This window comes from Aestuariibaculum sp. M13 (assembly GCF_024723255.1).
Lineage (GTDB): Bacteria > Bacteroidota > Bacteroidia > Flavobacteriales > Flavobacteriaceae > Aestuariibaculum > Aestuariibaculum lutulentum.
Map to the genome: position 1 here is coordinate 236034 of NZ_JANIAC010000004.1, position 17466 is coordinate 253499.

A 17466-nucleotide genomic window follows, 5' to 3' on the forward strand; every position below is an offset into this window, starting at 1 on the left:
ATAGAAAGAGGCTACTTAAATTAATTATGAGAACATTTTTTCTCTTATTCTGCACAACAGTATTCAGTTTTAGTCCCACAGATGGTATGTCTCAAAATGCCTTTGTTAAGATTGATACAGATAAGGTATTAACAGTCGATGAGATTTTTGATTTAATTATGAGTCAAACAGACTATACCTTTATTTATCAGGTAGATATGTTTAAAAATTTTCCAAGTGTAAAGATTGAAAAGGGAACAATAAAAGTAAATAAGCTATTAAGTAAAAGCCTGTCTTTAAAAGATTATAGTTTTGAAGTAGCAAGCGATAATCAGACTATAATAGTAACGGAAATAGAACAACAACAACTAACAATATCAGGTACGGTTACAGATTTAAATGGTGTGTCTCTTTATGGTGTTACTGTTGTAATAAAGGGAACAAAAACTGGAGTAAGTACGAACTTTGATGGAGAATATAAAATTTTAGCAAAGGCTAATGATACATTAGAATTTTCCTCTATAGGGTATCAAAAGTCAACAGTTGTAGTTAACAAACAAGCAACAATTGATGTGGTTTTAGAGGAAGATGTTAATATCTTAGAAGAGGTTGTATTGGTTTCAACAGGATATCAGGAAGTTGATAAAAGCAGAGCGACAGGTTCGTATGGTAAAGTAGACCAAAGTCAATTAGATAAACCATCTACAAATATAGGTTCAAGACTTATTGGTAATGTTGCAGGGGTACAGTCGTTTGTTGATGAAAATGGAGATCCAGAATTTCAAATAAGAGGTCAATCTAGTTTATTTGCTAATGAAGAGCCCTTAGTTGTTGTTGACGGATTTCCAATACAAGGCGGTCTTAATTCTGTTAACCCTAACGATGTTGAGAGTGTTACAGTGTTAAAAGATGCATCGGCTGCATCTATATGGGGTGCAAAATCATCTAATGGAGTTATAGTAATTAATACTAAAAAAGTATCAAAGAAAACACCTTTAAAGGTTGAGTTTTCAGCTTTTACAAGAATGGGTAAAAAGCTTGATTTAGATTATGTTAATCCGTTAGCTTCTTCTTCAGAAACCATTGATTATGAAATAGAATCATTTAATAAATGGAGAGCGCCTCTACCTCCGCCAATGATATTAAATTATTATTTTATGACATATTCTCAAGCGGCAACAGCAATGTTTCAAAATCAGCTTGGGAATATTACAGAAGCAGAAAAGGATGCTACACTTTCTCGTTTAAGAACACTATCTAATAAAGGGCAAATTTCAGATGAACTTTTGGCTTCTCCTATTAGTACACAATACAATTTAAGTCTGTCTGGAGCTTCAGAACGCATGAGTAATGCGCTTTCTTTTATGTATGAGGATAATCAAACAAATTTTCAAGAAACATACAATAAAGAGTATATGTTAAATTATCGTACCGAAGCTAAAGTTTTTAAATGGTTAGATTTTTCAGCATCTGCGATGTTGCAAAAAAATGAAATAACATCAAACGGTGTCTCTCTATCCGATATTCAAGCATTGTCTCCTTACGATATGTTGCGTGATGAGAATGGTGATTTAACTAATATTACGACTAATTACTATTGGCCTATTATTGAAAATATGGTGCCTACAGAATTGTTTCCGTATCAGGATTGGACCTATAATCCAATTCAGGAAATGAACAATAGAAGTATTACAAATGAAATAAATTCTGCAAGACTTCAGGCCGGTTTAAGGTTTAAAATTATTTCTGGATTAAATATTGACACAAAGCTTCAATACGAGTCTATAAATTCAAATTATCAGGCTATTTATAATGAAAATACGTTTTATGTAAGAAACTTAGTGAATACGTCTTCTACATGGAATAGGTCTACAAATGAAATTACAGCTAATTTACCTTTGGGAGGAATTTTGAGTAGTTCTGGTGCAAAAACGGAAGTTTTCGATTTTAGAACGCAAGTTAATTTTAATAAAAGCTTTGCTAATAAGCATAATGTTAATTTTATTGGAGGCACAGAAATAATTGATGCTGTAACAAACGCGTCTTCAGACCCGATTAGATATGGTTACGATCCTACTTCTATGTCTACAGGTATTTTTCCAAATGGCCCCACAGGTACAAGAGGTTGGTTAGGTGCTTCGCAAAACTTTTCTTATTCGCCAACATTTCGTAAAGCCACAGATAGATTCTTTTCAATATTTAGTAACCTAGAGTATACGTATAACAATAAATACACAATCTCAGGAAGTTATAGAACCGACGCTTCAAATTTAATTACAGATAACCCAGAGTTTCGTTACGACCCTTTTTGGTCTGTAGGGATGTCGTGGCAAATAAAAAATGAAAGCTTCTTAGAAAATGTAAATTGGGTGGATAGATTAACAGTAAGAGGAACTTACGGGTATAATGGTAATATCGATAAAACAACATCTTTTAAGCCTCTTATATCACTTTCGTCATCACCTAATGTTTATACAGGTGATTATACGGCATCAATTTCAAGTTTAGGAAATCCTACTTTAAGATGGGAAAAAACCGGAACATGGAATTTTGGTATGGATTTCTCGATTTTAAAAAGAGCCCTGTATGGTAGTGTTGATATCTATAAAAAAGAAGGTAAAGACTTAATGGCTAATATTACAATACCCTCTGTAAATGGTTCAACATCGCAAAAGTTCAATAATGCAGAAATGATTAATAAAGGTATAGAATTATCTCTAGGAACATATCTGAAAATTAGTGATAATATTTTCTGGAATGGAAACTTGAATTTTGCTTATAACGATAATAAAATAACCAATTTGTATTACGAAAATTACAACGCTTACCAAATGATACGTGGAGGTAGTAGTGCTTATGTAGAAGGAGAAAATGCAAATACATTATGGACTTGGATGTATGGAGGGCTAGACGATAATGGTAAGCCTACTCATATAGATAATGAAGGAACACAATACAATTTTACAGTAAGTTCTTTGCCAGGTGACGATATAAATTATGTTGAGAATAAAGGAACATTGGTAGCACCTTACACGCTTGGTTTTACAAGTGCATTCGATATTTACGATTTTAATTTATCGTTTATTGTTACAGGTAAATTTGGGCATGTATTTAAAAGACAATCATTTAATTATAAAGGTTTGTTTACTTCAAGAGTCTTACCTAACAGTAGTTTAACAGATGTTAGAAATGCAGAACCATCAGAGATCATACCATTACCAACTTCAGATCAGGAACCAACGTATTATTTGTGGGACAGATATTATCCGTATATGAATTATTTGGTTGAAAGTGCTTCGCATATTAGAATGCAGGAAATTAATGTAACCTACAATTTGCCAATAAGTAAATTATTTAAGTCTCAGGCAAAAGCTCAAGTGTTTGTTCAAGGTAATAATTTGTTTACCCTGAAATCAAACACCTACAATGAAGATCCTGAATATACTTTAGGAACCGTGAAACCGCAACCTACAATTACTTTAGGAACAAAATGGACTTTTTAAAAAATGAAACAAATGAAAAATAAAAATATACATAATAAAGCTTATGAAATAATTTCAATGCTTTTAATATTAATAGTAATTGTCTCTTGTGATGAATTTTTAGACGAGCCACCTTCAACATCAACAAATATTGAAATAAAAACGATTGAGCAGCTGGATAATTTATTAAACGATTTTGCGGTTTTTTATGAAGAAGGTAATAGAACAAGTGTTTATAGTACCGACGATTATGAACTTCCATTAGAGTTGTTTAACCAAAGGCCTTCTACTTTTAATTTAACAGGAATTCAATATTACACATGGGATATTGATAATATAATGCTTCAAACCGACAATTATTGGACAAGTGAGTTTGAAAAGATTTTTTATGCTAATGTTGTTTTAGATAATCTGGATAATGTTTCAGGACCTGCCAGTGATAAAGCCAGACTAGAAAGTGAGGCAAGGTTTTTAAGAGCTTATAGTTATTTTCAATTAGTAAATACCTATTGTTTACCATACTCAAGTGACAACTTATCGGCGTTAGGTTTACCTATTAAGACAATTCCTAATTATGAGGAGTCTTTAGACAGAAATTCATTAGAGCAAACCTATGATTTTATTGAAAGCGACATTTTAAAATCTTTAGAATTAAACGTTCCTATTCTTCAGTCGGGGCAATTAAGAACTTGGCGAGCCAATACGGCTGCCGTAAATGCTTTAGCCGCTAGATTTTATTTAGCAAAACAAGATTATGAAAAAGCTCAAAATTATGCTCAGACAGCTATTGATAACCACCCTGGAATGGTAGATTATAATACCGATATGTACTATGGTATGAGCGAAGATTATATTTTAAATCCAGGTACAATTGAAGAAGAAACCTTTACCATGGAATACCCTTATGGTCATGATAACCAAACAGATCCAACAGATAGGTTAAACTGGGGGGAATTTATGTATGCAAGGTTACTATACCATGCATCATGGTGGTATATTCCAAGTGAAGATCTTTTAAGTTTGTATGATCAAGAAAACGATTTACGCTACAAGTATCATATCGTAGAAGGATATTCTTATAACAGAGGGATGACGAATCCAGCTTACAATTATCCGGGGTATATTTTCTTTTATAAATCCGATATTCCGAGTGGTCCAACAGCTGCCGAAATGCATTTAATTAAGGCAGAATCTCAAGTTCGAATGGGAGATGTTTCTGGAGCAATGACAACAGTTAATCAAGTTTATATAAAAAGGACGCTTTCAGGAACACCTTCTTTAGTAGCTTCTAACCAAGATGACGCTTTGCTTTTAATATTAGAAGAAAGAAGAAGAGAGTTGCCATTTACCCAGAGATGGTTTGATATTCGAAGATATAATAGCAATAGCACAAGTATTGATGATGTTACTCTAACTAGAGAGTTTTACGAGTACACCTCAACATCAGTGCTTTCTGATGGGCCAATTCAAACATATACACTGCCAATAGGTTCAAATAGATATGCTGCCCCAATTCCAGATTTTGATGTTGTAGCAAGTCAGGGTGAGTTAGTACAAAATCCATATTAATCACAGAAAATATTATTTAAATAAAAATAATCTAATGCTCTTGAGAAACATGTTGCTCAAGAGCTAATCTCTTATTGAAAATGAAACAGTATATGTTTAGATACGTCTCATTGGTTGTGTTGTTTATAACTTTTAGTTGTGTTAATACACCAAAACAGAAAAAAATTCAAGGTAATGTAGATATTCCGTTAAAAGATTTTAGGATAGCCTATGGTATGAATATGGATGAAATTCAAATGGATTCCTTAGGTAATTATACTGTAGATTTAAACGATGACCCAGAAGGTGTTTATAGGTTACTTGTAAATGGTATGTCTTTTCCAATTTATATTAATGATAACACCAATTTAACATTAAATATATCTAAGCCTGTTTCTAGAAATATTTTTGATGCCATTTCCCTTTCCGGTGATAATATTGAAAATACGGAGCTTTTGTTTAAATATAAAAGACAAAAAGATAGTCTTTTTTTACTTAATAAAAGAGACATTTATCAAAAGATACCGTTGGAATTCGAAAAGTATATAAATGTTAGAATGGAGAGTATTCTTGATTGGATTGATAATTTTGTTGTAGATAATAATGTTGATAACAAACAGCTGATAGAATATTTAAAGCTACAAGAACTCTCTGAAGCACACTATTTGTTTTACTATTATCCTAATGATCATAAACGTTATGTCCCTAATAATACAGATATAACTCCTGAATATTTTAAAACCTATTATAATAATCAATTAGACAAGGATAGTAAAATAACTTATATGGGAAGTGATCAATTTGCAATGATTGCTAGAGGTAAATACAATTCTCAATTAAGAGAAAAATTAATAGGGTATGATCCGAATTCATTGCAATATCAGAAAAAAATGGAGGAAGCATTAAGTGGTATGACGTATCCAGAGTATATGAAGAATGATTTGTATACAATTTTTATTATAAATTATGGAAAAACAACAAATCCGGAGATTAAACCCTATTTGACTAAAATTATTAATGAGCATGTTACTTCAGGTGTTTTATTTGAAAGGTGGAAAGCATTTGTAAAGTCAGATAAAATGTTTTCAAACGGAGATATAGCTCCCAATTTTACATTAACTGATATTGATGGCAATAAAATTTCATTAAGTGATTTTAGAGGGAAACTAGTTTATATTGATTTATGGGCAACATGGTGCGGACCTTGCCTAAAAGAAATGCCCGATTTAAAAAAATTAAAAGAAAAGTATAAAGACTCTAATATTGTTTTTATAGGTATTTCTTTAGATGATGACATAGAAACATGGAAAAAAATGCTGGAGAAAGAAGGGGATAACTTTTTAACAGGTATTCAACTAGCTACAGGGCAATATGAAACCCAATTAAATAAAGATTATGGTGTTAACGGAATACCTCATTTTATTTTGATTGATAGAGATGGAACTTTGATAGCAAAAAAGGCTCCTCGTCCTTCAAATAATAAAATATTTGAACTAATAGATAGTAAATTGTAGAAGAGGTTGTTGTAATAGAATAAGTTGTCTAAATTTTTTGGTTGAGTTTAGTTGGTAAAAAGAGTTCGTAGGTTACGAACTCTTTTTTTATGTTCTATAAAAAGAGAGTTTAAGATAGTCTCTTTTTTTTAAGGAAAGAATACTAGCTGTATTTATCTCTAACTATATTTTTATTTAAAGCAGATGAATACCAACTAGGTTTATTGAAAGGATTTGTTAATTGTCCAACGGTATAAATGAATAGATTATAGTATTGGTATGAAGGTCAAAATAGGGTAGGGTACCATCGTGTCTTTGCGGGTGGTTTAAAATTTTATGATAGCGCTTTGTTAAATGCTTAACCAATTCTACTAAGTCCCCTTTGGTAGCAGGTAGATTAACATCTTTTGTAAGTCCCAGTCTTATCCAATCTGCAAGTAGAGTTCCAAGAGTTGCATTTGCTACGCCTTGTACACTCATAGCTTCTACTTTCGTTTTGGTTTGTTCAGGATTAATATTTGTGGGAACATTGGTGTTTTCAATTTTGGTAGTCGGTAATTTTGACTGTTTTAATTTCTTCGCATTGTGCGCTTTGGATCTGCAGGAGTTACAGCAAAATTTTTGAACGCGTCGTCTTGTAGGTTCAAATTCTTTATAGCAATAGTTACAAATGTAATATCTCATTTAAATAAATTTAGCGTCAAGCTAACGTTAGATTGACGCTAAAATAGCATTTAATAGTTGGTTTGGAGCTTAAATTTAATATAAAGAGTTTGTTTTAAAATTTTATTAAAGGAATCTCTAGTATTTCATTACTAAACCTACATTCTTTGTATAGATTAAAAAAATGTTTAATATTGTTAGCTAATTTAATTTCTTTCCCTTCTTGTCTGTTTATAGCAAATATCCGGATCAATTACTTTTAGATCTTCTTAAAAAGGATGATCAGCAGGCTTACACAGAAATTTTTAATAGGTATTGTAAACTTTTAATAAACCATGCCTATAAAATTTTACAAAGTCAGGATGAAGCAAACGATATTATTCAAGAGGTATTTTTGGTTATTTGGAATAAACGAAATGAATTAAATATTAAAGGCTCTCTATCGTCATATTTGTATAAGGCTACAAAAAATAGAATACTTAATCATATAGCACACGAAAAGGTTGTATTACGATACGCAGATTCAATTTCAGGTTTCATGGAAAATGACTATGCCTTTGCAGATACAGATCAAAGAGAAGAGGAGTTACAAGACATTATAGCTAAAGAAATAGAGTCTCTTCCAAAAAAGATGCGCGAGATTTTCATTTTGAGAAAACTAGAGGAGTTGTCTTATGATGAAATAGCCAATCAATTAAATATTTCTGATAAAACTGCCAAACAACAGGTATATAATGCATTAAAAAAATTAAAAGAGAAAATAAACCCTTTTTTGGTTATTTTAATGTTTAAAATTTAAATGTAATTGTTTGTATTTGAGTGTTTTATTTGTTTCGCTTATAAGCCTTAAACTTTCGAATAAAAAAGGTTTATTTAACAATAAAATAATAATTTTTTAATTTTTTTTGATTTTGTCTATGACAAAACCTGATTTAGCCTGTCTTATAATTAAACAGTAGGAAATTCTATGTTTAATTATGACTGAAACTGAAATTTTAACCTTACTTAAAAATTATCGTAACGGGACTTTATCTGATGCAGAGAAAGATAAGTTGGAGGCATGGTATTTATTTGAAGCCTCGAATAGTAAATTGAGGCTGAATGAATACCAATTGGAAAATAGTTATAAGTATTTAAGGGCGAAGCTACCAATAAAACAAGAACCAAAGGTAGTTAATCTTTGGAAGCGTGTTGCCGTGGCAGCATCAATTACTTTAATGTTGGCTACAGGGTTATACTATTTTAACAGAACATCAGATTCTCAAATTCAATTAACTGAAGAAATTAAAGAATTTACTCCAGGAGGAAATAGGGGGGTGTTAACACTATCAAATGGAAAGCAAATTGTTTTAGCCGATGTTGAAGTAAATGATTCAATTGTCAATGACGGAGACAATGAAGAAGTGACTATTCAGATGAACCCTAATGGACTCATTACGTATGTTATTAACCCAAAACTAAATAGCGATAAACATAACTTTAATACTTATAATACGCTATCGACACCAGTAGGAGGGCAGTATAATGTTGTGCTTGCAGATGGCACAAAAGTGTATTTAAATGCCGTATCATCTATAAAATATCCAACACAATTTAATGAGGGTAAAAGGATTGTAGAATTGGAAGGTGAGGCGTATTTCGAAGTTGCAAAAGACAAAACTAAACCATTCATGGTTAAGTCCGGAAACCAAACAATTCAAGTTTTAGGAACGCATTTTAATGTTCAGGCATATACAAACGAATCGTTTATAAAAACAACTTTATTAGAAGGAAGTGTCGCCGTTTCATATAAAGATCAAAAAACTATTTTAAAACCTGGACAGCAGGCCAAAGTAACCGAAAATTCAAGCGCTATTTTGGTTAACGACGTAGATGCCGAATCTGCGGTGGCGTGGAAAGACGGTAGATTTAAGTTTGATAATGCCGATTTAAAAACAGTGATGAACCAGTTAGAACGTTGGTATGATATTCAAGTAGAATACAAAGGAGATATACCAGATTTGAAGTTTAACGGCGGAACTTTTATGAATAAAAATTTGTCTGAAGTATTAAAGGTACTTGAGCTTAGCAATATAAAATTTGAGATTAAAGGGAGTACCATTATTGTGTACCCTTAAATCTGAAGTTTACCGGTTTATACTGGCTTTAAAAATAAAAAAACCAGAAGCAGTTGCGTTGCTTCTGGTTGTCAGGAGTTTATAGCCAGTATATTTTTCACAAATGTCTAACTAAAAACACATGTAAATGTATGAAATTTAATTCAGAATTTAAAACACCTCAATTGAACCCCTGGAATAATATTCCTAGGATAGTTAAATCTCGTTATTTAAGAAATTTTACCCTTTGTTTTATGCTGTTTTTGAGCGGTTTACTTTATGCTCAAAATATAACAGTTAATTTTGATGAGGCCTCTCTTGAAAAAGCTTTAAAAGAATTAGCAAAGCAAGCTGATTATGAGGTTCTTTATACGCAGAAGTTGCTAAAGGATTCTAAACCTGTAACGCTTAATTTTAAAAATGCCAACTTAAAAGAAGCTTTAGATGCCGTTTTTAAAAATCAAAATTTGAAATATACGCTTACCAATAAAACTATTGTAGTTACATCTACTAAATCTGATAATTTATCAGCTCAATTAATAAATGTAACGGGAATAGTTTTAAACACTAATAAAGAGCCCTTTCCTGGAGTTACTGTTCATGTGTTAGGAACAAATAAATTTAGTATAAGTGATTTTGATGGTCGTTTTTCAATTGAAAATGTACCTTCAAATGGCATTATTGAGTGCTCGGGTTTAACCATTGGAAAAAAGTCTTTTTCTGTTAATGGTCAAACACAATTAACGTTGGTTGTTGAAGAAAAGATTACAGAAATGGATGAGGTGGTTGTAACCGGATATAAAACTATTACCCGAAGCCATTTAACAGGTGCTGTTTCAAAAATTGATCAAAAAACGTTAAACCAGAATATTAATACAGACCTTTTAGCGGCCCTTGAAGGTCGAGTTGCGGGATTAATGTATCAAAAGAATCCATATGGAGCATCTTCAGATACTCCTATTTTAAGAGGTATAGGTACTTTTTCATCGTTGCAGGTGGGATATAGCCCGCTTATTGTTATTGACGGTTTGCCTACTGAATTGACTCTAGATCAAATTAATCCTTACGATATAGAAAGTGTAAATGTTCTTAAGGATGCTGCTGCGGCCTCTATTTACGGATCAAGAGCAGCAAATGGAATAATTGTATTAACCACTAAAAAAGGAAAGGGTAATTTAAAAGTGAGTGTAAATACTGATTTTTTTATTTCAACCAAACCTAATCTTAAGGATTTAAACTATGCTTCAACCAGCGATTTAATAGATTTCGAGCAGGCTGTTTACGAAAGAGAACGTAACAGGTACAGTGATATTTCTAGCATGTTTGATGGTTATGGGACGATTGGGAGCAGTAATATCGAATATTACAGTCCTTTGTATCAGTTAAACAGGGATTTGGAAACCGGAACTCTTTCGCAATCAGATTACGATAATACCATCGCTCAATGGAGAAATAATGATTATTTGAATGATTATCGTAAAAATGTATGGCAAAATGAATTTAGACAGCGCTACAACGTTTCTTTTTCAGGGAGTTCCAATAAGCAAAATACCTATGTATCATTTAATTATGACCAGTCCGACAACCGATTAAAGTATAATAAAGACCAGTCGTTTAACCTTTATGCAAAAAGCAGTTATCAGTTAAATAACTGGTTAGATGCAACAGTAGGGATTAATGGAACTATTCGAAATGCCGATATTACAGATTCCAGCTACGATGATTTCAATATTCAAAAACGTTACGAACGTATTACAGACGATAATGGAAATCTAGTTATTTCGCCTTTTGTGGGTATTAGCGATGGGTTTACTTCAAGTGGTGTTATAAATCCTTTGGTAGCCTCTCAAATTGCAGGTTTAAGTGGGTTTAACCCTGTAACCTTTAATATATTGGAATCACTTCAGGAAGGTGTTACCCATAGAAATTCACTAAACTTAAGAGCCTTTGCTAAGTTAAGAGCAAAATTATGGAAAGGCCTTAGTGTAAGTTCTCAGTTTCAATATGAAACAGCTCGAACCAATAGCGATCAATTTTATGGTGCAGACTCATATAAAATGCGCTACGCCATAAATACGTTAACAGGGTATAATCCTGATACCAATACTTATACTTATTTAGATGGTTTTTCAGAAGGAGGTCGTTATAAACAATTAAGTAGTCAAGCAAGTAACTACTCTTTTAGAAATCAGTTAGATTATAGTCAGGAATTTGGTGAGGGAAAGCATTTTGTCAGTGCTATAGCGGGTTTTGAAATGAGAGAAACCTCTGTGCCTAGAAGTATTGAAAGTTTACGTTATGGATATGATCCGGTAACACTAAGTTCTGCCACAATAAATACATTAGATTTGAGTCAAACAGGGGTTGATAGTTATATATACGGACGTAACAAAACATTATCTGCTCCATCAAGGAATCAGGAAGAAATATTACACCGTTATTTTTCTGTTTATAGTACCTTAAATTATACGTATTTAAATAAATATAATGTAACAGGAAGTTATCGTGTTGATAGAGCAGATTTATTTGGTGTTGATTCAAAGTATAAAAATCGTCCGTTATGGTCTGCCGGATTAGGTTGGAATATTACTAATGAAAATTTTATGAAATCGGTAAGTTGGGTAAATGCCTTAAAACTAAGAGCAACACACGGAGTTAGCGGTAACGTGGACCAAACAACAACACCTTATGTGACGGCTAATTGGAGAAATGATAGACTTTATCAGTCTTTACAGTACATAAATATTACGGCACAACCAAACCCAATGTTAAGATGGGAAAAGACAACCTCTTCAAATTTAGGATTAGATTTTAGTGTATTGCAAAGTAAATTAAGAGGAAGTATTGATGTTTATAGAAAATATAGTTCAGATTTATTGGCAACAACCGATTTAGATCCAACTGTTGGAGCATTAACAAGAAGAATAAATGCAGGAGCTTTACTTAACAAAGGTGTAGAGTTTAGTATAGGCTCAGATTGGTACAAAAAAGGCGGTTTTTCAATGGGTTCAAATTTAGTTTTAGCATTTAATAAAACTACTGTAGATAAAGTAACCAGAGAGCAGTCTAATGCTTCTGTATATGTGAGTTCTCCAACTAATTATTTCTTAGAAGGAGAGACGTATAATAGTTTATATGCTTACAAATATGGAGGGATGATAAATGGTTATCCTTATGTTTTGGATGAAAATGGAGAACCATCTATCACTTTCGATGAAGAAGGAAATCCTTTATCTAATACGATAAAAACAATTACGAACCCTGATGCTCTTGTAAATAAGGGAAGTTTAATGCCAACCTATACAGGGTCTTTCTCTCAGCATTTTTCATTCAAACAATTTGAATTAAATATGTTGTTAGTGTTTTCAGGAGGTAACGTCATGAGAAAAGATGTTATCGATATGAGTTCTGATGATGTTAACGACCAAGATATTGTTAATCGTTATACAGATTTACAACAAAATGGTAATACGCGTTTGTATGTCGATTTTGATGAAAGTGTTAGAAACTATGCAGGGACCATAAGCAGTCAGTGGAGAAATTCGGATGTCAACGTAATTGATGGCGATTATATAAAACTTAGAAATATTTCATTGGGATATAATTTACCAGAAGCTTTTGCAAAGAAAATCAAATTTTCATCAGCAAAATTCACTTTCCAGGTTAATAACCTTTGGTATTGGAGTGCAGCAGGAAATCGAATTGACCCGGAAGTTTATGCCTCTAATTCAGGTACACGAAGCATCCCATTACCAAAAACTTTTTTGCTAGGTCTTAACCTTAACATTTAAAAAATTATGAAACATATATATAAATTTATATTACCAATACTAGTGCTGTTTGTCGCTTCATGTGAAGATTATACCGATGTAACACCAAAGGGGGCTTTAGTTATTGAAACAGCTACCGATTTTCATAAAATGGTCTCTCTACCCAATAGAGGTTATCCTATAAATAACTTTCAGTATTTGGTGGATGATCAATGGATAAGGGAGTTTTATGTTATTGGTCAAACTCCTAATATTAATACAATCAATTTTACGTTTGATGAAACTGCTGACCGTGTTTCCTTACTAAAGGGGTCAAGTTTTTATAATCAAGCTTACTCCTATATAAACCGATGGAATACGATTATTGATCTTGTTGATGATAGTGATGGCGATGACTATACCAAGCGATTAGCAAAGGCGGAAGCTAAAATTTACCGCGCTTTCGATCATTTTTTATTAGTAAATACTTATGCTAAAGCTTACGATCCGGAGACCGCTTCTACCGATGGAGGTATTTGTATAATGGATAAATTTGATTTAGAAGCACAACCCGTTAAATCTACTGTAGCTCAGGTTTATGACTTTATTCAAAAAGATATAGAAGATGCATTACCTTACATTCAAGAGGTGCCTTTAGATGTTTATCATCCGTCTTTGGCTTTTGCTTACGCTTTTAAAGCTAAGGTTCATTTATTTAAAAGAGAGATTGCCGAAGCACAGGAAGCAGCAGAAATGTCTCTTACATTCAATGATGAAATATTTGATATGGTGGCTTATAATGAGCAAGGTGGACCAAGTGTGGTTTCAGTTCCAGCGGCAGATAACCCAGAAGTGCTTAGTTATATGTACATGACAGGCTATAACGAATTAAATTATGCCTACAGCTACATTATAAGTCCTGAATTAAAAACATTATTTGGGGATGATGATGCACGTCTAAATTTGTTTTTCAATACAACGTCAACATCGTTTTTAGATGCCGGGTCAAATACGGCCTATTGGAATGTGCGATACACAAATTATTTCAATCCAACAGTAGGAATGAAAACACCTGAGGTTTATTTAATGTTGGCAGAATGTTATGCTAGGGATGATAAATTTAGTGAAGCTGTTGAGGTATTAAATACCTTAAGAGCAAAACGTATTCTTTCTGAAACAACCGATTTACAAGTGCCTTCAACTAAAAAGGAAACAATGGAACTTGTTGTTAATGAACGAAGAAAAGAGTTGCTTTTTGGGTTTCATCGATTCTTTGATCTTAAACGATTAAATAACGAACCAGAATATGCTAAAACAATAACAAGAGTTTTTCCTATAGTAAATCAAACCGTACCTCAGGAAACGTATACGCTTCAGCCTGATTCGAGGTTGTATATTATACCATTCCCTTTATCGGCTTTAATGAAAAATCCAAACCTTACATTAAATACAAACGAAACAGTACCATTTTAATTATGATTAACAAATTAGTGTACATACTGCTAGTCCTGATAATTTCAGGGCAGCAGTGTGTTTATGCACAGCAAACAGATTTAGAAAAGAAAACAGATAGCACTCAAACAAAAGGGCTTCAGTCTTACACCAAATTAATTAGCGATAATTCAAGTACAAAGGAAGGCTTATTTACCGTTAGCGAAGTCGATTCAAAATTTTACTTTCAAATACCAGACAGTTTATTTAACCGGTATATGATGGTTGTAACAAGATATCTTTCTACTCCTGAAGGATTTAAACGATATGGAGGAGAGAAAGTGAATGAGCAAACCATATACTTTGAAAAGGGACCTAATAATAATGTATTCCTAAGGTCATTACAGTACAAACAAGATGTTAAAACGCCTGATGCTATGTTAGCAAAAGCGCTGGCAGGTAGTAATGAAAATCCAATAATTTTAGCTTTTCCTATTAAAGCTATTAATCCTGAGACAGGGAATATTGTTATTGAAGTTACCGATGCATTTAAAAAAGATAATTCAGTATTCTCAGTTGAAAGTAAAGAGAAGAAGGATAAAAAATTAAATTCTTTGGCAGATGATAAGTCTTATATAGAAAGTATAAATGCATACCCTATTAATATTGAAGTTAAAACGACAAAAACCTATAATAATGCTACGGCTACTGGAGAAAGTTTAACTATTAGATTTAATACTTCCATTGTTGTGCTTCCAAAAGAGCCTATGCGTAAACGTTTCGCTGATGAGCGTGTTGGTTACTTTGCGAATAAATATATATTGTTCGGAGACGAACAGCAAAGAGCCCAAAAAAAAAATATAGTACAACGTTACCGTCTGGAGCCCAAACCTGAAGATCTTGAAAAATATAAAAACGGGGAGCTGGTTGAGCCTAAAAAGCAAATTGTTTATTATATAGATCCCGCTACACCTAAAAAATGGAGACCTTACTTAATAGCTGGAATAAACGACTGGCAAAAGGCTTTCGAAGCAGCTGGTTTTAAAAATGCTATTATAGGTAAAGAATGGCCGGAAGATGATCCTACAATGAGTTTGGAAGATGCTCGATATTCGGTGGTTCGTTATTATGCCTCAGAAACGCCTAATGCTTATGGTCCAAGAGTTAGCGATCCCAGAAGTGGAGAAATTATAGAAAGTCATGTGGGGTGGTTTCATAATGTTATGAAATTAGTACAAAACTGGTACATGATTCAGGCCGGACCATTAGACCCAAGAGCACGTAAAATGCATTTAGATGATGAGTTAATGGGACAGTTAATTCGTTTTGTGTCTTCTCATGAAATAGGCCATACCATAGGCTTACGTCATAATATGGGAGCTAGTAGCGCAACGCCAGTAGAAAAACTTAGAGATAAAAAATGGGTTGAGGCTAATGGACATACTGTTTCTATAATGGATTACGCACGTTTTAATTATGTGGCACAACCAGAAGATAATATTAGTCCGAAAGGGATTTATCCTCGTATTGGAATGTACGATAAATGGGCAATAAAATGGGGCTATAGTTATTTCCCAGAAACTAAAGATGCTTTTGAGGAAGAAGAATTGTTGAGTAAATTAACAACAGATAGCTTAACGCAAAATCCGAAGTTGTGGTTTGGGGGTGAAGGTAAAGATGAAGATCCTCGAAGCCAAAAAGAAGATCTTGGTGATGATGCTGTTTTGGCCAGTGAGTATGGTATTAAGAATTTGAAACGCGTTGTTCCTAATTTAATAGAATGGACTTACGAACCAAACGACGCTTACGAAAACCTTGAAACTATGCACAAGGCTGTTGTAAGTCAATATTCAAGATATTTGTATCATGTTTTAAAATACTTTGGGAGTAACTATATAACTAAACGAACAGTTGATGAGTCTGGTGTTGTATTTAAGCCTGTGCCTAAACAAAATGTAAAGGCAGCTATAGATTATTTAGGAAGTCAGTTATTTGAAGCGCCTCTTTGGATGTATCCTCAGGAAATAGGGCAATTGATAGAACTAAAAACAGCAACTCAGATATCAGACCAGCAAAATCAGGTTTTAAATATGCTTTTAAGTCCAGGGATGCTGTATAATTTAAATCAAAAATCCATTGAATTTGAAGATGTTTATACGGTTTCAGATTTTTTAAATGATTTACAGAAAACGGTTTGGGTTAATTTTACAGGTGATGAAAAATTCGATTTTTACAGAAGAAGTCTTCAGCGTAGTTATATCGAAAAATTAGAATTACTACTTATTCCATCCGAAGGAAAAGCTTTGACAACTGCACAACGTAGTGATATTAGATTATATGGAAAGCAGCATCTTTTAAACTTAAAAAATGTGGTAAATAAACTAATGAAGCGAGAAGATGGAATTAACAAATCTCATTATGAGAGTATCTTATTAGAAATCGAAAAATTAATTAATAAAGTTAATAAAGTAACAGTATGAAAAAGGTATTAGTAATAGCAATATTTTGTATTAGCAGTATTGCTCAGGCTCAGTTATCATCAAGTGATGAGGTAGCTCCTGAATTAGTTGAAAAACGAGAAGTATTAAAAAGAGAGATAACTGCTAATTACTTAGCGATAAAGGAGAGTCTTATAATATCAGATAATATGGCTGTTATATCAAATTCTGTAAAATTAGAAAAATCATTAAGTCAGTTTAAGTTTAAACAGTTAAGCTTAGACCAGATGAATGAAGCTACTAAAACCAGAAGGGAAATTTTAGAACTTAATTCAGGTTTAAAAGAAACGTCTAACATAGATGAACAACGTAAGGTTTTTGAAACAATGTCTTCGAAATTTTGGAGTATAGCTGAAAAGCTAAAAGCTGAAGATGTACAATTAAATCTTCAGGTTTGTCCGATGACGGGTGCTATGTGGCTTAGTGATAGTAAAGAAATTAAAAATCCATACTATCCAAAAAATATGCTGACTTGCGGAGAAGTAAAAGCAAGTATATAAGAAGATACCGATAAAAAGGTAAATATA

At 32.6% G+C, this 17466-nt stretch carries 10 protein-coding genes; 9 read left to right on the forward strand and 1 reads right to left on the reverse strand.

Annotated elements, in window-relative coordinates:
- Positions 1-26: 26 nt before the first annotated feature.
- The 3 genes from NO995_RS14745 to NO995_RS14755 all read left to right on the forward strand — a co-directional run bounded on the left by NO995_RS14745 (position 27) and on the right by NO995_RS14755 (position 6523).
- A complete protein-coding gene (locus NO995_RS14745; RefSeq protein WP_258228159.1) occupies positions 27-3482 on the forward strand; it encodes a SusC/RagA family TonB-linked outer membrane protein in 3456 nt (1151 codons plus the stop codon).
- 12 nt (positions 3483-3494) lie between these two features.
- Positions 3495-5030, forward strand: coding sequence for a RagB/SusD family nutrient uptake outer membrane protein (locus NO995_RS14750; protein ID WP_258228160.1), 1536 nt, complete (start codon positions 3495-3497; stop codon positions 5028-5030).
- 80 nt (positions 5031-5110) lie between these two features.
- Entirely contained in the window at positions 5111-6523 is a 1413-nt protein-coding gene (locus tag NO995_RS14755) for a TlpA disulfide reductase family protein (RefSeq protein ID WP_258228161.1), read from the forward strand.
- A gap of 216 nt (positions 6524-6739) precedes the next feature.
- Here NO995_RS14755 and NO995_RS14760 read toward each other — a convergent pair whose 3' ends face one another.
- The gene (locus NO995_RS14760) at positions 6740-7186 is read right to left on the reverse strand and encodes a hypothetical protein (protein WP_258228162.1); all 447 of its coding nucleotides are present in this window, start codon (positions 7184-7186) and stop codon (positions 6740-6742) included.
- Positions 7187-7388: 202 nt separating this feature from the next.
- Here NO995_RS14760 and NO995_RS14765 point away from each other — a divergent pair, with 202 nt between their 5' ends.
- The 6 genes from NO995_RS14765 (at position 7389) to NO995_RS14790 (ending at position 17439) form a co-directional block, all read left to right on the forward strand.
- On the forward strand, positions 7389-7964 hold the full coding sequence (locus tag NO995_RS14765; RefSeq protein WP_258228163.1) for an RNA polymerase sigma factor: 576 nt from the start codon (positions 7389-7391) through the stop codon (positions 7962-7964).
- 178 nt (positions 7965-8142) lie between these two features.
- Positions 8143-9282, forward strand: coding sequence for a FecR family protein (locus NO995_RS14770; protein WP_258228164.1), 1140 nt, complete (start codon positions 8143-8145; stop codon positions 9280-9282).
- A gap of 131 nt (positions 9283-9413) precedes the next feature.
- On the forward strand, positions 9414-13052 hold the full coding sequence (locus tag NO995_RS14775; protein WP_258228165.1) for a SusC/RagA family TonB-linked outer membrane protein: 3639 nt from the start codon (positions 9414-9416) through the stop codon (positions 13050-13052).
- A 6-nt stretch (positions 13053-13058) separates the two neighbouring features.
- Positions 13059-14483, forward strand: a complete 1425-nt coding sequence (locus NO995_RS14780) for a RagB/SusD family nutrient uptake outer membrane protein (RefSeq protein ID WP_258228166.1) — start codon at positions 13059-13061, stop codon at positions 14481-14483.
- A gap of 2 nt (positions 14484-14485) precedes the next feature.
- Entirely contained in the window at positions 14486-16921 is a 2436-nt protein-coding gene (locus NO995_RS14785) for a zinc-dependent metalloprotease (RefSeq protein ID WP_258228167.1), read from the forward strand.
- Positions 16918-17439, forward strand: coding sequence for a DUF3347 domain-containing protein (locus NO995_RS14790; RefSeq protein WP_258228168.1), 522 nt, complete (start codon positions 16918-16920; stop codon positions 17437-17439). Before NO995_RS14785 ends, NO995_RS14790 begins: the two co-directional genes overlap by 4 nt.
- Positions 17440-17466: the final 27 nt, after the last annotated feature.